Below are 21,234 nucleotides of genomic sequence, written 5' to 3' on the forward strand. Positions count from 1 at the left end.
ACTGACAACGTAAAAGTTATACCTGCTACATTCTTAGTCCTTATTCCTCTGTTATTTGGAGAGCATTTACCAATATTTAGCTCTTTCCCTTTACTCTCTTTTGTATGGGGAGGTTTGGGGGCGATGTTGTTATTTAAAAACTTGCCACTAAAGGTAGTACACAACTAACAAAGCGTTTAAGAGGGATTCTCAACGCTTGGCATTTTTAGATTCAGTCGGCTTAGGTATTTACAGCGTAATAGATTAGGCAGGGTGGGCGTATTGCTCAAACCTTAATGTGGCGTTATATGTTTCATCAAATTAGGAGATATCTCAATGTCTTATTCTGAGGCTAGCTGCCTTTGCGGAGCAGTAAAAATCACTGCTGAAAATATAAATCCTAAGTTTACGGTATGTCACTGCCATTCTTGCAGAACTTGGGGCGGGGCACCATTCTTTGCGGTGAAATGTGGTACGCAAGTGAACATCGAAGGTGATGATAAAGTGAAAATGTACCAGTCATCCACCTGGGCTTCTCGTGGCTTTTGCACTGAGTGTGGAACTCACCTGTTCTATAAGTTCAAAGAAACCGGTGAATACAACATGCCGGTAGGCTTATTTCCAAACTTAGAAGGGCTAGAAATGGATATGCAGTATTTTAGTGATATGCGTCCTGGATACTACTGCTTTGCCAATCAAACAAAGGAAATGACTACCGAAGAAATAATGGCTTACTTTGCTGATAAGGTGTAACTAACCATATAACAAGCCGCCCAGCCTGGACTACCAACACTTGGTATTTGAGGTTTGATTCAGCTTTGATGGCACGGTGCAATGGCTTAGGGCAGTGGGTAGCGCTGCTCATGGCTCAATGCGGTGCCACTTTGCACGGAAGAGCTAAGCTTACATAAGGCTGAACACGAGGGTGCAAGTTATGGAAGTTGAGATTGAATCAGAATTGGTTTGTCCTAAATGTGGGTATAAAAGTCGGGAAAGCATGCCAACTGATTCATGCTTGTATTTTTACGAGTGTCGTGGATGTGGAGAATTACTAAAACCGCTACCAGGTGACTGTTGCGTATTTTGTTCCTATGGCAGCGTCCCATGTCCGCCAAAACAGATTCAAGGCAAGTGTTGCGAGTGATGGGGAAAAACTAGGTTTTGCTAGTTAACAACTCCACAGAACAAAGCGTTTGAGTGATACCCAATGAGCGGTTTTTTGAGCTCTGGTTAGGGCACAGTACGGTGGGTAAACTTTGCTGAACAGCGTTATAGCACAGAACGAAAATGGACAAGATCGTCGAATTAATAAGGCAAGATCCCGTCAGAGTAGCGGCTCTGAAGTATGTATTTCAATTAGGTTTACCTCAGTGTTATGTGGCGGCTGGTTTCGTCCGAAATTTGGTCTGGGATTCATTGCATCATGTGCAGAAATCAACCCCGCTCAATGATGTGGATGTTATTTACTTCGATCCAGATGAGCGCCATGCCGATGTACATCTGACATATGAGGCTAAACTGATGGCTTTAATGCCGGCTTTAAACTGGCAAGTTCGCAATCAAGCATTCATGCACGAACGAAATGGCGATTTACCTTACAGAAGTTGTTTGGATGCTATGAGTTACTGGCCAGAAAGAGAGACAGCAGTCGCTATTCGACAGGTCAGTATGAATGAGTATGAGTGTATTTCGGCATTTGGGTTCGACTCATTGTTTAATTTACAGGTTACTCATAATCCTAAAAGACGTCGTGATGTGTTTGAACACCGGATAAAATCAAAGCAATGGCTGTTAAAGTGGCCCGAATTGACCGTCGTTTCATAACAAACTGATTAATGTTGAGCTACAACATTAGACGCTTTTAGTTTGAATCAGCTCTAGCGTTTACGGCACAATAGGTTAGGTCAGGTGGTACGCTTTACCTCCCCTGAATATTGGGTTTTGAATCTCAGGAAATTAAACATGGATCACTACGGCTTCAATCAATTTTGTAATGCTTTACCAGCAACCACTCATGTGGTTCAGTGGGGCAATTCTGATGTTTGGAAAGTGGGTGGTAAGGTATTTGCGATAGGCACTCGCAGCAAAAGTGGTGAGCCTGCATTTACCTTCAAAACGTCTGATTTAAACTTTGAATTCTTGCGTGACTCAGATGGTTATATTCCTGCTCCGTATTTTGCCAGCCGTGGGATGAAGTGGATTCAACAAGTTGCAACTTCAGGTTCATTGGACGAAGAATTAAAGTATTATTTATCAGAATCTTATCGTATTGTGGCTCTTGGTTTAAGCAAGCGTAAACAAAAAGAGCTGGGTATTAATCCTTAACGACGCAGAACCAACTGCAAGCTCAGGGCTATTGCACTCAACACTCGACCTGGCGCAAAACAAGTTGTTTAGGTTGTGGCTCGCACCTGGCATTTTCAGCCGAGACAGAGCTTCTTGATTACCGGACAAGTTCTTAGGCCAGCTGGTAGTGTTAGCTGAACGAGGTGTAAATTGGCATTTAAGTATTGGAGCAAATGAATGAGAAAATTGTTTGTATTTGTTGTAACAGCAAATGTATCGTCACTATTTGCTGTCTATGCGTTTGAATCAATGACTGGTTATTTACATATCCAATTTGCCAGTGATTACGCATTTTATGCAATGTTATTGTTGCTGAGTCTGGGGGCTATTTTCTCTTTCTCTGGTCATAAAGTGGGTTACAGTGACCCCAGCAATGTGGCTGGTGTCGCTGCCAGTAGCTTAATTGACAATGCATCTGCAAAAACCACCAAGGTCACGAAGCTAGAAGGGACTGGTTTAGGCCAGAGGTTATTATTGGCCAGTTTGTTGCCTCTGGCGTTCTGTATTTTTGCCTAAAACCTGAATACTGCAACATAACTAAGTGTTTAAGGGTGCTTTTCAATGTTTGGCATTTAGGGTTTGAACCGGTTTTAGTGATTGCGGCACAATAGCCTAGTTCGGATGGTAGAGGTAATACAGCGTTAGGCCACTGTTTAAGGCTAAAGTGAGGAATAAACCAGATGAATAGCCCGAAAAGACCAGTCAATGTGCATAAGGCATATCATGCTCATATCTATTTCGATGCTAGTACGCTGGAATTTGCTTCGAATCTTTGTCAGCAAATAGAAAAACAATTTTCCCTCCATCTCGGTAGGTTGCATCAAAAACCAGTTGGTCCTCATACCATGTGGAGCTGCCAAATTTTGTTCACCCATTCAGATTTTGATAGTTTCATTCCCTGGTTAGATCAAAATAGAGGTGATTTGAGCGTCCTAGTTCACGCAGACACGGGTGATGATCTTGCTGACCACACCACATATGCTTATTGGCTGGGTGATGCGGTGAAATTGGATCTGCGTGGTTTTTGAGGCGCGTGTTAATAAGGCCTTAAAAGGATTTCTCAGCGCTTGGTGGTTGGTGTTCATCACAGTTTGACAAAGCTTCATATTCAGGGAGAAATTAGTGATAACAATTCGAGAAATGGACATTTCCGATTATGAGTCGGTTATCAGTCTTTGGTGCAAAACGGAAGGGATGAGTATTCGTGATGCTGACTCAAGGGAGAGCATCAAAAGATATTTAGATCTGAATCCTGGACTGAGTTTTGCCGCGGTCAAAAACGCCGAAGTCATTGGCGCGGTATTGGTCGGTACGGATGGTCGACGAGGTTATCTACAGCACTTGGCCGTCTCTACAGAGTTTCGAGGGCAAAAATTGGGGCGTCAACTGGTTGCAAAATCGATATGCGCACTGGCGGAAATGGGTATCCCTAAAACACACCTTTTCGTATACAACGACAATGTTAATGCTCAAAGTTTTTATGAGAGTTTAGGTTGGTTCCCACGCGATGAAGTTCGTATGTATTCATACAACAGCTCCAGTAATAGCAACGCTTAACGCGTAAAGAGTATGGCCCATCACAATTACGCTCTGCTCCGGGCCTGGCGTTGAGGGCGTGAATAAATCAAGCTGCATATTTGGCAAGCTCGTGTGGGTAAATCTTCATTCCATTTGAGGTATTCTCATACACACCTAGGTCATGAAGATAAGACCAGACATAGGTGCTAGTTCCTGTTTGTGCTGCCAAACGCTCAATGACAAGGTCGATATCACGACCTGCGTAGTCTTTACTCGGCACAAATAGATTTTTGATCGTAGTTAACATAGCTTTTCCTTTTGTAATAAAATTACACATTCGTATGTAAGTAACACTAGTATAGGGTATAAATGTGATCAAGGCTTGATTTTAAATTTATTAAAACTTTCATATTTGTTACTTGTCAGGCAATTTAGCAAGACTAAGTAGATAACAAAGTGTCGGGGGGTGGTACACCGATGTTTTTGCGATGCGTGAATGCTTGGATTAAAGATGGCAAGCAGAGGTTTTGTTGTTACTAGCCTCACATCTTTAATGCGTTGAAATGTAACAGGATAAAAAATGACAAAAGTAAAACTAGCGTTGCAATGGCTAAAGGGGATTCTGGACGCTCAGCAAGTTCAGTATCAGATTGTCGGTGGATTGGCCGCGACAATTCATGGTGGCAGCCGGGATGTAGCAGACATTGACCTGTACATTCACTCTTCAGATGCCGGAAAAATCTTGTCGCTAGTCACGCCATATATCTCAAAGCCTTTAAGCCACTATGTCGAGGGCTGTTGGGACCTGGAGTATTTTCAATTGATATACCACAACCAGAAAATCGAAATTGGCTTGTATCCAGGAACAAAGATTAGATCATCGCAAGATGGTCAGTGGTATGCGTTACAAACAGACTTTTCTAAATCAGTGAAAAAAAGTTACCAAGGTATTGAAGTGCCGGTCATCCCGGTAAACAAACTGGTTGAGTATAAGCGCCTGCTCGGCAGGGAAGTCGACTTAATCGATCTTGAGGACTTAACCCAAAGCCGCCAAAACACAAGGGAAAAATAAGAACACGAGTGAGACAACATCGATTGAGTTGTTACGCGACCGATACGCTAGCCGAAGGCGAAAGCTAGCAACAAGGTATTGACCGCGTTTGATCGTTATGCCCCTAAGAGTGCATCCCGAACTCGTTCTAGTTTAGCTTTGACCTCAGTGGCGAGCTGTTCAATACCAGGCTGTTTTACCAGTTCAAGTACCGCCTGAGGGTCCATAAAGGCGACCGTTATTGAACTGTCTTCTTCCTCCCGGACCACAACGTTACATGGCAGCAGTAATCCGATATCGGGTTCAGCGGTTATCGCTTGGTTAGCTAACTGAGGGTTACAGGCACCTAGTATGACGTAAGGTCGTTTATCAACATCCAGTTTCTTCTTAAGCGTGGCCTTGACGTCTATCTCTGTAAGAATGCCAAAACCTTCTTTTGCCAGTTCTTCCGTCACGCGGCTTATTGCCTCGTCGTAGGTTCCGTCAAACTTAGTTGAAAATCCGTACATATCCTGTCCCCCTAGTGCGCATTAAACTACTAACAGGGTAGTATAGTAACAGTGAGCACGGTAAGAAAAATAACAACCTAAGCCTCATAATGTGTTTAATATTGTCTCTCCACATTTGGCATGTTTGGTTTGAGTAATCAAGGGTATATCCAGCTGCCAGGCTCAGGTTTGGGTACTGGGCAGTGTTGATTAGCCAGCGGAAGACGAGTCATCAAGTCTTGACTAATTCTCAAGCGCCCCCATATGTGCTTTACAAGGAAATCATAAGTAAGGATGGCTAGATGGACTACCTGTTTGCTGTCGTTTTATTTGCAATCTCATCGTCAGTGACACCCGGGCCGAATAACATCATGGTCATGACATCAGGGGTGAACTTTGGGATTAGAAAAAGTTTGCCGCTACTAACGGGCATCTGCGTTGGTTTTACAGCCATGTTGCTGCTTGTTGGGCTAGGGTTTTCGCAGCTTTTCGAACTGTTCCCAGGTTTACACTTTATTATTAAATGTGTCGGGGTTTTGTATCTGTTATACCTTGCTTATCTGATCGCCAGTTCGGCCGGTATGGCAAGCTCAAATATACAGAGTAAACCTTTTTCATTTATGAAAGGTGCGTTATTCCAGTGGGTAAACGCCAAGGCCTGGGTGGTGGCAACAGGGGCAATCGCGGCTTTTACTTCGGCGGGAACAAGCTTTTTCAGCCAAAACATCATGATTGCAGCCACCTTTTTTGTTGTGTCGTTTCCTTGTGTGGGGGTGTGGCTCGCGTTTGGGTCGATGTTAAAAAACATCCTCAGCAGCTCAAGCCGTCGGAAATGGTTCAATGTGACTATGTCTGGATTGTTGGTGCTGTCTGTATTTCCGGTGCTGGGCGAAATTGTACAACAAGTCTCAGAACGGGGTATTTAACCTAGACACTTTACCTTCGGTATTCTCTGTTCAAGTGATAGGGTAGGGGTTACGGCCTTTGGTTTAAGCTATAGTGGTAACGTGATTAATCCCTAAAACGGGATGCGTATTTGTGTGAGTACAGGACATTATGGAACAAAGAAGCAAACTGTTTTTGGATCAATTTTTGGACTCTTTGCCTGGCGAAGTCGCTAAAAATTACCAATCTTTTAGCTCGGACTATTTTTGTGCTGATGAATACAATGCCAATGTGTGTGCAGATTTGATTCTGCGCGGCGAGAAGCGCGCATCGTGTAGTATGGATTATTGGTACAGCCATGAGGGTGAGCCCATGCCGTGTGTAGGGCATCTGCAAGTGGTCACCAATTGGGATGGCGAGCCGATTTGCATTATAGAAATCACATCAGTATCCAAATGCCCTTACAGTCAGGTGACAGCGGAATTTGCATCTGCTGAAGGTGAAGGAGACAAAACCCTAGCCTGGTGGCGTGAGGCGCACTGGCAGTTTTTCTCACGCGAATGTGAAGAATTGGGCATAGAGCCAAGCGAAGAGATGCTGTTAGTGCTGGAGCATTTTGAAGTGGTCTACCGCTGACCATAAACTAAGTGTCGGGAGTGGCTTAATTTCGTTTCGTTAAGGCCATTACGCCTTTCCTGCATTAGGGTGAGCTTCATTTAGTGTAATCAACCAAGGAGGCGTTCGTGGCAAACCAGCATAAAGGGTCCTGTCTTTGTGGCCGTGTACAGTACCAGCTTTCAGGTGAGTTCCAGTCATTCTTCTTATGTCACTGTGCTCGATGTCAGAAGGACACCGGTTCAGCGCACGCAGCGAATCTGTTTGCGCAGGACGCTACATTAATCTGGACCCAAGGCGAAAGTCAGGTTAATACGTTTCAGTTGCCCAACAGTTTGCACGCTAAAAGCTTCTGCCAATGCTGTGGCTCGGCGCTACCCACGATTGCGGACGCTATTAAGTGTGTGGTTGTTCCTGCCGGTAGTCTGGATAGCCCTGTTGCCATTGCTCCTACAGCAAAAATTTTTATGGGGAGTTGCGCTCACTGGGCAAAAGATTTGGCCAATGTGCCTGATTATGAAAAACTGCCTGGTCAGGATAATAATTAAACTCAAAATAGCGACTGCCAACGCTTGGCATAAAGCAAGCCGTGGTAAGGGAGTGAGATGAAAGGCCAGATTGTGCAGTGGAATGACGCAAAAGGATATGGATTTATCTCTGCTTCAGGTGGGGAGCTGAAAGCGTTCGTTCATATATCATCATTCAAACATACTGCTACCCGACCTAAATTAAACGATAAAGTTACCTTTGCAGTCAGTCGAGATAACAAAGGACGTTACAGCGCAACTGATGTGCGTTTTGATGGCGTTAACCGATTACCGGTAACCGTTTTATTTGGCTTAACGTTTTTAGTCTTTGTCTGTCTGATTTCCGTGCTATTCAAAGGAGCATGGTTGCTTGCTGCTTTGTATTTAATTCTGAGTGTGTTTACCTATCTGATGTATGCATGGGACAAGCAGGCGGCGAAAAGTGGCAGTCGGCGCACTTCAGAGAAAACCCTGCATATGCTGTCGCTGATAGGTGGCTGGCCGGGAGCCCTGCTTGCCCAGAACCGATTACGCCACAAATCCAGAAAACAGCCATTTAAGTTGATTCTCTGGCTTACTGTATTGATCAACCTGGGCTTGTTTGGCTGGACGTTTACCATTCCGGGGCGTGATTTAGTCCAGTATATTTTAAGCAGTATTGCATGATAGTGAGATAGTGTACGTATTGCTTGCGTGAAGCTGGTGGTTGGCCGCGATGCATCAGAGACGCTCTGTGGTTTGCGATAGAGTGGATTGTCAGTTGACAGGGCATGGTATGCCCCAGGAGAACGTGTTTATTCATGTCTGAACAACATATGTTATTAGCGCTGCAAATTTCTAAGCATGCATTGCCGGATTGTCAGCCAAACCCGCCAGTAGGTTGCGTGTTAGTCAAGAAGGGTACGGTGGTTGCTGAAGGATTTACTCAAGCCATCGGTGGTAACCATGCCGAAGTGCAGGCGCTCAATGCTTACACCGGGAGCATGGATGACGTCACCGCATATGTAACGTTAGAACCTTGTGCTTTTGTCGGCAGAACACCTGCCTGTGCCAGCACTTTGGTGCGGTCCGGAATTAAACATGTTGTGGTGGCCATTCTCGATCCTGACCCACGGAATAGTGGTAAAGGTCTCGAGATACTCAAGCAAGCGGGTATTGAAGTGGAAGTGGGTTTGTGTCGCGACCAGGTCAGCGCCTTTTTAGCGCCTTATCTAGGTAAGTCATAACCAGCGGCAGTCGCTGAACGCCAGTAGATGTTTTAACTGCCGGCAATCAAATCGGGCTGACAAGAACTCAGCCCGATTTGGTTTACATTAATAGCAAAAGACGGTTGTCATTACTCGTAGTCAGATGCGTAAGTTTCTTCGTAAGTGTGTGAATAAAGTTCGAAAAGGTTGCCGAACGGGTCTTCCAGATAGACCATTTTCGCTGGTTTGTTGTCATCTTCTGGGTGATAGCGCATGATGTCCATGCGTACTTTACCGCCAAACTCTTCAGTGCGTTTGATAGCAGATTCAAAATCGTCTGTTTGCAAGCAGAAGTGGAAGATACCCAGGCGAGAGAAATCAACCACATGACGCTCGGCACGCTCTTTCATCTCAAACAATTCAACCCCAATGCCGTCCGTAGTGACTAGGTGGGCAATGTTGAAACCTTTAAAACCTTCGCCAAACACGGCAATACACATTTTGCCAATTGCAGTTTCGCGCTCTTCAACCACTTTAGTGTTGTCCATCACGATTTTTAGACCAAGCGCTTTAGTGTAAAACTCTACCGCTTTGTCCATGTCTCCTACCATGATACCCACATGACTCATTTTCATAATTTGCTCCAATTTCAAATAATGGCTCTGTCTTATGCAGTGAGTATAAGTAGCCATAAAGATTACAGGAAATTATCAATATTTATCATTGCAATAACGTTTTGTAATTACGTATTGATCTCAGGGCCAGCCTGACTTTGCAATCAATAATCGCTATAACACAGATTAACTAATTGATTTGTATTGGTAATATTGTCGAAGCATTGACCAACACAAAGGGGGCGCTATTTTGGCTGGTTCAGCTGAGTCACAGTGTTAAATGGCGTTAAACTAGCCCAGTTCGCAGTTAAGGAGGGGTTTTTTAAATAAATCAGGCGCCGGTTTTGCGGCTGCATACATTGCACTGAGTCTGCATAGTATTGTTGGTAGAATGCCTGAAGCTGTCCCGAGTCCTGTAACGCTTTTACTCCGTCACACAGAAGTTTGTGCAGTTCGGTATAGTCTGGATTCACATAGATGACAATCGGCAGGGGATAGTAGAGCATCAGTGTTGGTTCAATGGCTAAACCTGTAGCGATGTGAGCATGCTGGTTAAACAATGCTTCCACCTCGTTTATGCCCAACGGAATGTAGTCACACTGTTTCTCCTGAAGCAAAGAGAAGATGTCTTCAAGTGTGCCATGTTCAATTAACCGGTAGCCGTTGCTGGCCATGATCTTGGCATCTGCCCAAGTATCAGGAATACCCGCAACACATTTTTTTAACTGCTCTGAACTCACCTCGGTAAAAAGAGTGAGATCTTCTTGTCTGACGACGAGTACCCGGCAGCCCAATATGCCGCCACACAACGGAGACGCCACTTCCAAATAGCCGCCTGGTTTAAACTTTGGATTACCTGCTACAGTCGTCGTCAGGTCAAATCCACGCTGAAAAATCTCACCTTCTTCTTTGGCACCAGGGAAGTTCTGCTTGTCCTCGATGATAGCCTGGCCGTTGAGGGCAACATCGCGAATAGCTCTGATCACCGCCATTTCGTGCGCTTGTCTTATCTCTGATTTGTTGCCGTTCCAGAAATGCATTGGACTGAATCTCCACTATGTCTCACTGTTTACAGCATGATTCCATGGAACTGATTTTAAAGAAAGCGCTTTCCTTAAAGCCTGTTAACTGATGCGATTTTTTGTGGCCTGTTGAACGGAAATGGCTTGATTTATGTGGCACAAAAATGGTGTTGAATAGGATACTGTAGCGAGAGTGGAAATATCATTTTATTTTAAATTGTTGTAATTAAAGGATATATTTGAAGTGTTATGACCTGAATGGTCGCTGGTGGCGGAAATTCCAAGCGTTTTTGTGTGATCATGGATTTGTTTTAGATAGAAATTATTTGAACAATTAATAAGAAATGCCACAATCGCAAAAAGAAAGCGCTTTCTTTTTCGGGAATGAATATCAACAAAGGACAAAGTGATGCAAAAGAAGACCCTATTAGCTGTCTTAGCTTCTAGTTTTTTAGCAGTGTCTGCCAATGCTAGCCAAGAGATTAAACATGGTGGCACACTCACTGTACCAATTATCAACACAGGGTTTGTCGAAAACTTCAACCCATATACCACCAAGGACCTGTTGCATGGTGTGATGTTTGAACCATTATTGGTTTTCAATAACATGACAGGGGAAACGGATTACCGTCTGGCAAAGTCGTTCCAGTATTCGGATGACCTGAAGACGCTTACAGTGAAGCTACGCGATGGGTTGAAATGGTCTGATGGTTCGGATCTTACCGCCGATGATGTCGTGTATAGCTTTGTGCTTACCAAGGATGCACCAGCATTTGACCAGAAAGGCATCTGGTCGGGCAAAAATCTAAAATCAGTGACAGCCAAAGACAGCACGACCGTAGTGTTCGAATTGAATGACGCGGATTCAACCTTTGCCTGGAATCTTGAACGCTACCATATTGTGCCAAAACATATCTGGTCAAAAGTAGAAGATTTAACCACATTTACCAATCCGAACCCGGTCGGTAGCGGCCCGATGACGGAAGTAAAATACATCAAAGCGCAGCAAATGGAACTGTGCCGTAACCCGAACTACTATCTGGAAGGGCGTCCTTATCTTGATTGTGTGAACTTCCGCTCTTACAACGATAACTCACAGATCCAGCCAGCGCTTATTAAAGGCGAGATTGACTGGGGTTCAAACTTTATTGCCGACGTTGAATCCACTTTCGTGGCACAAGATAAAGCCAACAACCATTTCTGGTATCCGGCTAATGATGCGATTCACCTCTATGTGAATACCAAAAAAGCACCATTCGACGACCTTCGCGTACGTCAGGCGCTGTCAATGGCGCTGGACCGCGAAGCGATCGTTGATATCGCCGCTTACGGTTACCCAACCCCTAACTACAATGTCGGCGGTATCGGTGAGCTGTACAAAACCTATATCGATCCAAAAGTGGGGCAAAAATACGGTTATTTGACGCAATATAACGCTGATAATGCGAAAAAATTGCTGGACCAAGCGGACATCATCGACCGTAACGGCGACGGCTTCCGCGACAACAAAGATGGCTCAACGGTTGAATTCGATATCGAAGTTGTGAACGGCTGGACTGACTGGATTCAGGTTGTTCAGATGGTGACTGAGTACTTTGAAGAAGTCGGTATTAAAGCCAATGTGAAGACCGTCGACTGGGCGGTGTATGACGCCAATCTGAAAGAGAGCAAGTACACCATGTCAATCAACTGGTCTATGGTGGCGACTAACCCAATCCTGGCTTACCAGGAGTACTTCTCGACTTCGCGTATCGGTAAAACCTGGCACGCAGGTCATGGCGTACACTCACCACAAATTGACAAGCTGATCGACAGCTTCGGCAAAATCGGTGATGCGACCAAACAAGAAGCGATTCTGTCTGAACTGCAGGAGTATACCGCCGAGAATCTGCCGTTTATTCCACTTTTCTCCAACCCAACCTGGTTCCAGTACAGCACTAAGAAGATTGTTGGCTGGCCAAATGAGGAAAACCCTTACGTTCCGCCAGTTAGGTACGACGGTGGTAAGCGGGTGATTATCCTCAACAACCTACACCTGAAATAAGTTGTAAGTGGTTTAAATAGCATTGGAGCCACAACCTTGTGGCTCCATGATTGTAAAGGTGTGTTATGTCGTTTTTACTTCGCCGTTTTGGCTTTTATTTTACTGCCTTCCTGATCGCGATTTCCTTTAACTTTATGTTGCCTCGCTTGATGCCTGGTGATCCGGTCGATGCACTGTTTGCCGCAGCACAAGGTCGCATGGATCCCGCTCAGATGGATGCAGTTCGTGAGATGTATGGTTTTGTCGATGGCAATGTGTTTGAGCAGTACCTGGCTTACATGAAGAGCGTGTTTACGCTCGATCTTGGCCCTTCAGTACTGATGTTTCCTGTCAACGTGTCTGATGTTTTAGCGATGGCGTTGCCGTGGACCATGTTCCTGGCACTCGGTTCCTTGATAGTCGCTCTGATCATCGGCGTGAGTATCGGGACTTATGCTTCCTATCATCGTCAGGGTTTTTTTGGTCAGGTCGTTCCACCCGTACTGGCATTTATCAGCAACTTTCCTTATGTCGTGACCGCACTGCTGCTGTTCTATTTTTTCGGTTTGAAAATGGAGTTATTGCCGCTCGCGTATACCTATGATCCTTCACTCGAACCGGGTTTTACGTTTGAGTTCATCAGTAGTGTCGCCAAACACGCAGTACTGCCTGTGGGGTCAATGGTTGTCGTCGGGATTGCTACCTGGGTTTTCAACATGCGCAACGCCATGATCAACGTACTGGGCGAAGACTATGTGACCATGGCCGAAGCAAAAGGGCTCAGCAGTTATCGTGTCATGTCTCGTTATGCAGGACGCAACGCCATCCTACCCGTTGCTACCGCAATCGCGATGGCGATCGGTTTCTCTTTTGCAGGTTCGATCATGACGGAAGTGGTCTTTAACTATCAGGGACTGGGTAACATTCTCCTTAAGGGCATCGTCGCCCGTGATTATCCGCTGATTCAGGCAATTTTGTTGATCTTAGTGACGGCGGTACTGACCGCTAACTTCATTGCTGATCTGCTGTATGTCTGGCTAGACCCTCGAATTTCCAATTAAGGTGTACCATGGACAAGTCAATTGATTCTAATAATTCGTCTGTTCCAGTCGAGATGATGACGCGCGAGTCTGTTTTCTCCTGGAAGAACACGAAACAGGCGCTGGGGAAAATCTATGCATTTTTCTACGGCAATCCCCCGGCCATCATAGGCGGGCTGCTGCTCTCCATTATTCTTTGTGGCGCAATATTTGCGCCGGCACTGGCTTCCCACAATCCTGAGAAAAGGGTGGCACGCCCGCACGTGGCTCCGAATGCAGAACATGTGCTGGGTACCACGCGAAGTGGTCGTGATGTTTACAGCCAGGTATTACACGGTGCGAGAAAATCGCTCAGCGTGGCTATCTCGGCAGGCGTGATCGCGATGAGTCTGGCGGTGATCATCGGCGTTTCTTCCGGTTACTTTGGCGGCAAAATCGATGAGCGCCTAAACTTCCTGACCAACGTATTCCTGGTGTTTCCGCAGTTGCCTCTGCTGATTGTGCTGGCCGCGTTTCTTGGTCAGGTCGGGTCGCTAGTAATAACGGTATTGCTCGGGATAACTTCCTGGCCATGGGGGGCGAGGGTGATCCGTTCTCAGACCATGGCGATTCGCAGCAAAGAATTTATTATCTCGGCTGAGGTGATGGGCGAGTCAAAAATTCGCATCATACTGGTCGAAATTTTGCCAAACCTGGTTTCTATCGTATTCGGTGGTTTCCTCGGCACCGTCATCTATGCCATGGGCGCAGAAGCAGGCCTGGGTATTCTTGGCCTTGGTGATGCGACAGAAGTGAGCTGGGGTTCAATGCTCTACTGGGCGCAGACATCGTCTTCGCTCTACACAGGTGCATGGTGGGAAATGCTGGTCCCAGCTTCCGCCCTGGCAATAACCGGTGGCGCGTTGGCCCTGATCAACATGTCAATCGACCAGGTCAGTAACCCTAAACTTCGTACCGGTCCGCATATCAAACTGTGGCATCAACTGAAAAAACAAGCGGACAAGCGCCGAGGTCTACTATGATTAATTTGCTTGAAATCAATAACTTGTGCGTAGATTACGTGTCGCCTAACGGGGTCGCACGCGCCGTCAATAATGTCAGCCTGAGCATCGCGCCGGGCGAAACCCTTGGGATTGCGGGAGAATCCGGCTGCGGCAAAAGTACCCTGGCGTTTGCCATTTCACGTTTGCACAAAGCACCGGCGCTGATATCAGAAGGGGAAATTCTCTACAAAGGCCAAGACGTTCTGAAAATGAACGACAAGCAGTTGCGTGATTTTCGTTGGAATGATGTCTCGGTGGTGTTTCAAAGCGCGATGAACTCACTCAACCCGGTCATTACCATCGGCGAACAGTTAACCGACGTTATCCTCGCCCACCGAAAAATCAATAAAAAGCAGGCTTATGAACGGGCGGCGGAACTGCTAAAAGTAGTCGGTATTCACACTGACCGTTTGACCAGTTTTCCCCATCAGTTGAGTGGCGGTATGCGCCAGCGTGTGGTGATCGCCATTGCACTGGCCCTTGAGCCTAAGCTGATCATCATGGATGAGCCGACTACGGCGCTGGATGTGGTGGTCGAGCGCGAAATCCTCAACGAACTATATGAACTGAAGAGCAAATTCGGTTTTTCAATTCTTTTCATCAGCCATGATTTGAGCTTGATGGGCGAAATTGCGGACCGAATCGGGGTTATGTACGCGGGTAATCTGATTGAGTTAGGTGCCGCTGAGAAAGTGTTTGGTGAGCCGCAGCACCCTTACACTAAGGGCTTGATCTCTTCATTCCCGACCATACACGGGCCAAAAGAACGTTTGTATGGCATTCCTGGCAACCCGGTCAATCTGTTGCAAATCCCGGCCGGATGTAATTTTCAGGAGCGTTGCACGGTTTGTACCCAGGTGTGCAAGCAACGTGAACCTAACCTGAATCGGGTTGCCAACGGCAATCTAGTTTCGTGTCATATGGTGTAAGCAGGGGGAGCTATGGAACAAGTAAATACACCTGAGGTCATCCTCTCAATTAAAAATATGGTCAAGGACTTCCCGCTGGGCCAGTCGGTGAGAAGCAACCTGATGCGTGCGGTGAATGACGTCTCGTTTGAGCTGCGCAAAGGTGAGGCGCTGGCTATAGTCGGCGAGTCTGGCTCCGGAAAAAGCACCGGCGCGCGAATCCTGACTCGCATATATGACAAGACAGCAGGCGAAATAACCTTCAAGGGCCAGCCGCTGGCTGAGTTTATTGAGCAAAACGGTGAACTGGAATATGCCCGTCAGGTACAGATGATTTTCCAGGACCCGTTTGGCTCACTCAATCCCGTGCATACGATATACCATCATATTGCCCGGCCGTTGAGAATTCATAATCGAGCAGACAAAGCGGCCATCCCCAAGCTGGTCTACGAGTTGCTAGAGCTGGTTGGTCTGTCACCAGCCAAAGAAACGGCGGAGAAATACCCACATGAGCTGAGTGGCGGCCAACGCCAGCGGGTCGCCATCGCCCGGGCAATCGCCGTCGATCCTGAAGTGATTCTGGCAGACGAGCCTATTTCGATGCTCGATGTCTCGGTGCGTCTGGGTATCCTTAACTTGATGACGGATTTGAAAGATCAGCATGGCATCTCGTTTATGTACATCACTCACGACATCGCCACTGCGCGCTATTTCGCTGAAAAAACGGCGGTGATGTATGTAGGGCATATGGTGGAGTGGGGTGACAGCGACAGCGTTACACAAAATCCGCAGCACCCTTACTCGCAGCTACTCCTGTCCGCGGTGCCGGAAGTTGGCAACGCCGGAAAGCGTGAGTTAATGGCGAAAAAAGGTGAAATTCCGCTGTGGAAACCGAGCAGTGTTGGTTGTCCTTTTGCGGCACGCTGTCTCAAAGCGACTGAGCTGTGTACACAGACGCTGCCGGAGCCGACCCAAATCGGGCCAAACCACTTTGCACGTTGCCATTACCTGGAAGGGTGATGGTCAGCGAAAGGATTTAAAACAAGGGATTTAAAAAAAAGCGAAAAAGAAAGCGCTTTCTTTATGGGTTGTTATTATGAAATCTGAATATCAGCAGTATCAAAACCATCAGAAGAATCAAGCTGTAGAAGGACAGTTTGTCGAATTACTCGGCGAGCGTTACTACAAAATTGCCAATGTAGATAGTATGGCGCCATTTTTTATCAGCGTGGTGTCATCCAGTGACCATTGGCTGTTTATTTCATCCACCGGCAGTTTGTCTGCCGGGCGGATTCGTCCGGAAAATGCACTGTTTCCTTATAAATCGGTCGATCATATTCACGAGAGTGCCGAAAATACAGGCTCAAAAACCATCTTGCGAGTTAAGTCAGCGCAGAACTGGGTGTTGTGGGAACCGTTCAACCGCTTCCACGATGGCCTGTATCAAGTCGAACGTAACCTGTACAAAAACAGTATCGGTGACAAGATCGTTTTTGAAGAAATAAACCACACTTTACAGCTTAAGTTTCAGTACAGCTGGAGCAGCAGCGAAGAATTTGGTTTTGTCCGTAACGCGCAAGTCACCAATATTTCAGGTGAGACTCGTGAACTGGATATTCTGGATGGCCTGCAGAATATTCTGCCATCTGGTGCGCCGCTGGCCGCACTGCAAACCCGCAGCGCACTGGTTGATGCCTACAAATGGAACGAGCAGGTCGAAGGAACTTCTCTGGCGCTGTACACCATGTACGCCAAATTAAGCGACCGCGCGGAGCCTGCGGAATCCCTGCTGGCCACCTGTGTGTTTAGCATTGACGATGATTCAAAGCAGATACTGCTCAGCAGTGAGCAGATGGGGGCGTTCCGTCGCGGTGAGCTTGTCGTTGATGAGCCGCTCACCCGTGGCGTGCGAGGCAGCTACCTGATCAATAAAACCATTAAGCTGGCGGCCAATCAGAGCAATAGCTGGCTAATGGTGGCGGATATCGACAAGTGCCACAGTGACGTGCGTGCTTTGCAGAGTCAGTTAGCCTCATCGCAGGAAATTAAGCAGCAGATTGAAGCAAGCATCGCAGCCAATCAGCAGGAGCTGGTGGCGCTGATGTCTGGCGGCGATGCCTGGCAGGTGACCGCAGAGGAAAATACTTTTGTCCACCATTATGCCAATGTGCTGTTTAACAGTATGCGCGGCGGTGTGATTGAAAATAACTACCAGCTGGACAAACAAGATGTACTCAAAACCATGGCCACTACCAATCACAAGGTGGTGGAGCGCCAGCAGTACTTCTTTGCTGACCTGCCAGAGAGTTTCACTCACTCACATTTGGTGAGCCTGGCTAAACAAACCGGTGATGCACAACTGGTGCGACTGGCCTACGAATATCTGCCGCTGACTTTTGGCCGCCGTCACGGTGATCCTAGCCGTCCGTGGAACCACTATGAAATCAAGCTAAAGGACGAACAAGGTGAGCGTCTGCTCTCATATCAGGGCAACTGGCGAGACATCTTCCAGAACTGGGAGGCATTGTCACTGAGTTATCCCGGCTTTATCTCATCATTCATGGCTAAGTTTGTGAATGCTTCGACGGCAGATGGTTATAACCCGTACCGAATCACTAAAGAGGGCATCGACTGGGAACTGCTAGAGCCAGACGACCCATGGAGCAATATCGGTTACTGGGGAGACCACCAGATCATTTATCTGCTCAAATTCCTGGAACTGGCGAAAAAATATCAAAGTGAAGAACTCAATGAGCTGCTCTGCAGTGATTTGTTCAGTTATGCCAACGTGCCGTATGAGTTGTGCGGTGTCGAAAAGCTGTTCGAAAACCCGAAAGACACGGTATCGTTCAACCAGCCTTTGCAGCAACGCATTGAAGAGCGGGTTGAGAGGCTGGGCAGCGATGGCCGGCTACTTCTGGAAGGTGATGATCAGGTATACATGGTCAACCTGACTGAAAAAGTGCTGGTTCCGCTGCTGGCCAAGCTGAGCAACCTGGTATTGGACGGCGGGATCTGGCTGAATACCCAACGCCCGGAATGGAACGACGCCAACAACGCGATTGTCGGTAACGGCCTGTCGATGGTTACCCTTTACTACATGCGTCGATATGTCGAGTTTTTGCTGGGTATCATTGGCGAGTTGCCGTCGACTATCTCAATTTCGCAGGAAGTGTTCGACTGGATGCTGGCAATAACGCGTATCCTGCAGGAGGCGGAAAAAGAGATTCGCCAAAACACGGTGACTCGCCAGACACGCAAAGCCATTTTAACTTTACTGGAAAAATCGGCAGATGATTACCGTCAGCGCGTATACCGGATGAACGGCTTTTCCGGCAAAACCAATGCGGATAAAGAGGCGATTGAAAAGCTGCTTACAGTGAGTAAATCCGTACTGGATTCAAGTATTCAGAATAACCTGCGCGAAGATGGTCTGTACAACGCGTATAACGTCTTAAGTTGTTCTGGCGAATCTTGCCGAATCGAAACACTTTATCCGATGTTGGAAGGTCAGGTGGCGGTACTGAGTGCTGGCGTGTTGACATCGAAACAAGCAATTAACTTGCTGGACAACCTGTTCAGCAGCGACATGTATCGCGAGGATCAGCGCAGCTTTATGCTGTATCCGGATCGTGAGCTCAAGCCATTTGTCAGCAGAAACTGTATCGCTGCAGAACAAATTGTCGCCAGCAACGCGATAAGTAAGATGCTGTCGAATAAAGACCAGCGCATTATTCAGCGAGATGTCCAGGGTGAATATCATTTCCATCCGGCGTTTGAAAATGTCGATGGCCTTAAGGGCGCCATTGCCAGCGTGAAGGCCGAGTATCCTAATGTAGAGCAAGAAAGCTGGGATGAACTGGAAGCCCTCTACGAACAGGTCTTTAACCACAGAGCCTTCACAGGCCGCTCTGGCACTATGTTTGGTTACGAAGGGCTGGGTTGTATTTACTGGCACATGGTTTCCAAGTTGCTGTTGGCCGTCCAGGAAAATTATCAATCGGCGTACCTGAACGATCCGCTCAGCGCAGAGACACAAGCACTGGCTCAGTACTACTATCGAGTCAGAGACGGCATCGGTTTTAACAAAACACCGCAAAACTACGGTGCGTTCCCAACTGACCCTTATTCTCATACTCCGAAACACGCTGGCGCGCAGCAGCCAGGGATGACTGGCCAGGTGAAAGAAGAAGTGCTGACCCGCTTTGCCGAGTTGGGAATTGTGGTTGAGGCGGAAGCGATTCGTATCCAGCCTTCGCTACTGCGTAAGCAAGAGTTCCTGACTGAGGCGGCAACGTTCAATTGCCTGACGGTTGCGGGTGAAAAGCGCAGCTACAGTCTTGAAGCTGGGCAACTGGCATTCACTTACTGTCAGGTGCCGTTTATTTATCAGTTGAGCGATTCTGCCGAAGGCCAGATAGCGGTGATCATGAAAGATGACACAACCCACCTGTTCAACCAATTAAGACTGAGCGAAGAGGCGAGCCAGAGTATTTTTCAACGCCGTGGTGAGATAGACAAAGTTGTGGTCACCGTACCGCAACAGAGTCTGTATCAATAACGGTTCCATGCTTTAAAAAATAAGCTGTAAAGAACAAGCCGCAAAAGAAAAGGCCTCACTTTTGGGTGGGGCCTTTTGTTTGTCTGGACACAGCAGGATGAAAGCGGAACTTACTGCTTGCTGTACGGCTTTACCGAGTCGCGGTAGATCAACTCCGGAGTCAGTTTATGCTTTAACGGGTAATTTTGTTTATTCACCAGAGCAAGCACCCCTTTGGCCGCTTCCCGGCCCATCTCTATAACGGGAAAGTTGACCGTCGTCAGTCGCGGGCGAATGTGTTGGCTGTGGGTGTCGTTATCAAATCCGACGACTGACAGATCGTCACCGATCGCCAAACCCCGCTCGGCGGCGACATCATACACCGCCAGTGCAATATTATCGTTCTGACAGAATATCGCGCTGATCGCCGGATCGCGGTCGAGCAATCGTCTGGCCGTTTCATGATTGCCCTGGTGGTCAAAGCGACCTTCCACGATAAGATTCGCATCGTAGGCGATACCAAATTCGGCCAGTGCATTGCGGTAGCCTTGCAATCGATCCCGGCTGTCGACCTTACTCAACTGGCCGGTGATGCAGGCTACTTTAGTATGGCCATGTTCCAGCAAGTGTTTGGTCGCCAGGTAACCGCCAAGCTCGTTATCGATGTAGATGCAGTGATCGGAAATTTCCGGGATATAGCGGTTAAGCACTATGGTGGCTGGCTGCTGTTCGACGACCGAAATCAATTCGTCATCGGACAGGGTGTCGGAATGAACAATCAAACCATCCACCTGTTTTGAGCGGAGAAAACGGATCGAATCCTGCTCTTTGCTGTGGGACTCCTGGCCGCTGGTCACGATAAGGTGGATATTATTCTGTCGAACAGTATCTTCAGCGTTGTGCATTAAAGGCCCATAGAATGGACCATCCAGAGAACCAACCAGCATACCAATACTGTTTGAACGACTGGACGCGAGCGCTTGTGCAAATGCATTCGGTTGATAGCCAAGTTTCTCGATGGCATCAAATACCTTTTTACGATTGGCTTCTTTAACAGTCGGGTGGCCATTGAGCGCTCTTGATACAGTCGACTGAGACACTTTAGCCAGCTCAGACACTTCTTTTATGGTTATCAATGGAACCCCCTAAGTTTGTATTGTTTCGTTGCTGCATATCTTACCTGTCGCGGGTTATATCGCCTAGTATGATATTAAGATCGTGGCCAACTTTCTGAATTTTTGAGAAAAAATGCCATGTATGACCGATAGGCCAGTAGTAGAGCGTTCAAAACAACAGAATGTGATCCACAACCAAAGAAAGCGCTTGCTTGAAGATGCTGGTCACATAATTGTCGATTATATATTCTTACAATCAATAAAGTTCCTGTTTAAGCTCCTATACCGAGTAAGTTGAGCAGGTTCGGGCATTTTTGGTGGCGCATATGGTTT

General features: G+C 47.0%; 24 protein-coding genes. 19 read left to right on the forward strand and 5 right to left on the reverse strand.

Features of this window, described 5'->3' with window-relative positions:
• Positions 1–315: 315 nt before the first annotated feature.
• From ACQY6F_RS12455 to ACQY6F_RS12485, 7 genes are all read left to right on the forward strand, one after another.
• A complete protein-coding gene (locus tag ACQY6F_RS12455; RefSeq protein WP_428774785.1) occupies positions 316–732 on the forward strand; it encodes a GFA family protein in 417 nt (138 codons plus the stop codon).
• A gap of 181 nt (positions 733–913) precedes the next feature.
• Entirely contained in the window at positions 914–1,123 is a 210-nt protein-coding gene (locus ACQY6F_RS12460; protein ID WP_428774787.1) for a GDCCVxC domain-containing (seleno)protein, read from the forward strand.
• A 143-nt stretch (positions 1,124–1,266) separates the two neighbouring features.
• Positions 1,267–1,803 carry a nucleotidyltransferase family protein gene (locus tag ACQY6F_RS12465; RefSeq protein ID WP_428774789.1) on the forward strand — a complete coding sequence of 179 codons (537 nt, stop codon included), beginning with the start codon at positions 1,267–1,269 and terminating at the stop codon, positions 1,801–1,803.
• A gap of 138 nt (positions 1,804–1,941) precedes the next feature.
• Entirely contained in the window at positions 1,942–2,304 is a 363-nt protein-coding gene (locus tag ACQY6F_RS12470; RefSeq protein ID WP_428774790.1) for an MmcQ/YjbR family DNA-binding protein, read from the forward strand.
• Positions 2,305–2,574: 270 nt separating this feature from the next.
• Entirely contained in the window at positions 2,575–2,841 is a 267-nt protein-coding gene (locus ACQY6F_RS12475) for a hypothetical protein (RefSeq protein ID WP_428774826.1), read from the forward strand.
• A gap of 164 nt (positions 2,842–3,005) precedes the next feature.
• Positions 3,006–3,353 (forward strand): DOPA 4,5-dioxygenase family protein, encoded by a 348-nt coding sequence (locus ACQY6F_RS12480; protein WP_428774791.1) that lies wholly within the window; start codon positions 3,006–3,008, stop codon positions 3,351–3,353.
• A gap of 94 nt (positions 3,354–3,447) precedes the next feature.
• Positions 3,448–3,882, forward strand: a complete 435-nt coding sequence (locus tag ACQY6F_RS12485; protein WP_428774793.1) for a GNAT family N-acetyltransferase — start codon at positions 3,448–3,450, stop codon at positions 3,880–3,882.
• 67 nt (positions 3,883–3,949) lie between these two features.
• On the opposite strand, the gene ACQY6F_RS12490 is transcribed toward ACQY6F_RS12485, so the two are convergent.
• Positions 3,950–4,150, reverse strand: a complete 201-nt coding sequence (locus ACQY6F_RS12490) for a hypothetical protein (RefSeq protein WP_428774795.1) — start codon at positions 4,148–4,150, stop codon at positions 3,950–3,952.
• A 273-nt stretch (positions 4,151–4,423) separates the two neighbouring features.
• Between ACQY6F_RS12490 and ACQY6F_RS12495 the strand changes: the two genes are divergently transcribed.
• Positions 4,424–4,915 carry a MazG-related protein gene (locus ACQY6F_RS12495; RefSeq protein ID WP_428774796.1) on the forward strand — a complete coding sequence of 164 codons (492 nt, stop codon included), beginning with the start codon at positions 4,424–4,426 and terminating at the stop codon, positions 4,913–4,915.
• 95 nt (positions 4,916–5,010) lie between these two features.
• On the opposite strand, the gene ACQY6F_RS12500 is transcribed toward ACQY6F_RS12495, so the two are convergent.
• Positions 5,011–5,403 carry a DUF302 domain-containing protein gene (locus ACQY6F_RS12500; protein ID WP_428774798.1) on the reverse strand — a complete coding sequence of 131 codons (393 nt, stop codon included), beginning with the start codon at positions 5,401–5,403 and terminating at the stop codon, positions 5,011–5,013.
• Between the two features lie 281 nt (positions 5,404–5,684).
• On the opposite strand from ACQY6F_RS12500, the gene ACQY6F_RS12505 reads away from it, so the two are divergent.
• The 5 genes from ACQY6F_RS12505 (at position 5,685) to ACQY6F_RS12525 (ending at position 8,635) form a co-directional block, all read left to right on the forward strand.
• A complete protein-coding gene (locus ACQY6F_RS12505) occupies positions 5,685–6,308 on the forward strand; it encodes a LysE family translocator (protein WP_428774799.1) in 624 nt (207 codons plus the stop codon).
• Positions 6,309–6,438: 130 nt separating this feature from the next.
• Positions 6,439–6,903 (forward strand): ASCH domain-containing protein, encoded by a 465-nt coding sequence (locus ACQY6F_RS12510; RefSeq protein ID WP_428774800.1) that lies wholly within the window; start codon positions 6,439–6,441, stop codon positions 6,901–6,903.
• Positions 6,904–7,010: 107 nt separating this feature from the next.
• Entirely contained in the window at positions 7,011–7,430 is a 420-nt protein-coding gene (locus tag ACQY6F_RS12515; protein ID WP_428774801.1) for a GFA family protein, read from the forward strand.
• A gap of 57 nt (positions 7,431–7,487) precedes the next feature.
• Complete coding sequence (locus tag ACQY6F_RS12520) at positions 7,488–8,075, forward strand: DUF1294 domain-containing protein (RefSeq protein WP_428774802.1); 588 nt, start codon at positions 7,488–7,490, stop codon at positions 8,073–8,075.
• Positions 8,076–8,209: 134 nt separating this feature from the next.
• Positions 8,210–8,635 carry a bifunctional diaminohydroxyphosphoribosylaminopyrimidine deaminase/5-amino-6-(5-phosphoribosylamino)uracil reductase RibD gene (locus tag ACQY6F_RS12525; protein ID WP_428774803.1) on the forward strand — a complete coding sequence of 142 codons (426 nt, stop codon included), beginning with the start codon at positions 8,210–8,212 and terminating at the stop codon, positions 8,633–8,635.
• Between the two features lie 110 nt (positions 8,636–8,745).
• Here ACQY6F_RS12525 and ACQY6F_RS12530 read toward each other — a convergent pair whose 3' ends face one another.
• Entirely contained in the window at positions 8,746–9,231 is a 486-nt protein-coding gene (locus ACQY6F_RS12530; RefSeq protein WP_428774805.1) for a VOC family protein, read from the reverse strand.
• Positions 9,232–9,455: 224 nt separating this feature from the next.
• Positions 9,456–10,250 carry an ABC transporter substrate-binding protein gene (locus ACQY6F_RS12535; RefSeq protein ID WP_428774806.1) on the reverse strand — a complete coding sequence of 265 codons (795 nt, stop codon included), beginning with the start codon at positions 10,248–10,250 and terminating at the stop codon, positions 9,456–9,458.
• Between the two features lie 391 nt (positions 10,251–10,641).
• Here ACQY6F_RS12535 and ACQY6F_RS12540 point away from each other — a divergent pair, with 391 nt between their 5' ends.
• The 6 genes from ACQY6F_RS12540 to ACQY6F_RS12565 all read left to right on the forward strand — a co-directional run bounded on the left by ACQY6F_RS12540 (position 10,642) and on the right by ACQY6F_RS12565 (position 19,807).
• Positions 10,642–12,276, forward strand: coding sequence for an ABC transporter substrate-binding protein (locus tag ACQY6F_RS12540; RefSeq protein ID WP_428774808.1), 1,635 nt, complete (start codon positions 10,642–10,644; stop codon positions 12,274–12,276).
• Between the two features lie 65 nt (positions 12,277–12,341).
• Positions 12,342–13,316 (forward strand): ABC transporter permease, encoded by a 975-nt coding sequence (locus ACQY6F_RS12545; protein ID WP_428774810.1) that lies wholly within the window; start codon positions 12,342–12,344, stop codon positions 13,314–13,316.
• Positions 13,317–13,324: 8 nt separating this feature from the next.
• Positions 13,325–14,317, forward strand: coding sequence for an ABC transporter permease (locus tag ACQY6F_RS12550; RefSeq protein ID WP_428774811.1), 993 nt, complete (start codon positions 13,325–13,327; stop codon positions 14,315–14,317).
• Entirely contained in the window at positions 14,314–15,267 is a 954-nt protein-coding gene (locus ACQY6F_RS12555; protein WP_428774812.1) for an ABC transporter ATP-binding protein, read from the forward strand. The genes ACQY6F_RS12550 and ACQY6F_RS12555 overlap by 4 nt, the downstream gene beginning before the upstream one ends.
• A gap of 12 nt (positions 15,268–15,279) precedes the next feature.
• Complete coding sequence (locus ACQY6F_RS12560; protein ID WP_428774814.1) at positions 15,280–16,266, forward strand: ABC transporter ATP-binding protein; 987 nt, start codon at positions 15,280–15,282, stop codon at positions 16,264–16,266.
• A gap of 76 nt (positions 16,267–16,342) precedes the next feature.
• Positions 16,343–19,807, forward strand: coding sequence for a hypothetical protein (locus tag ACQY6F_RS12565; protein WP_428774815.1), 3,465 nt, complete (start codon positions 16,343–16,345; stop codon positions 19,805–19,807).
• A gap of 110 nt (positions 19,808–19,917) precedes the next feature.
• On the opposite strand, the gene ACQY6F_RS12570 is transcribed toward ACQY6F_RS12565, so the two are convergent.
• Positions 19,918–20,922: a LacI family DNA-binding transcriptional regulator gene (locus ACQY6F_RS12570; RefSeq protein WP_428774816.1), complete on the reverse strand. Its 1,005-nt coding sequence runs from the start codon at positions 20,920–20,922 to the stop codon at positions 19,918–19,920.
• Between the last annotated feature and the right edge of the window lie 312 nt (positions 20,923–21,234).

The sequence above is a fragment of the Vibrio sp. genome, assembly GCF_050299255.1.
GTDB lineage: Bacteria > Pseudomonadota > Gammaproteobacteria > Enterobacterales > Vibrionaceae > Vibrio.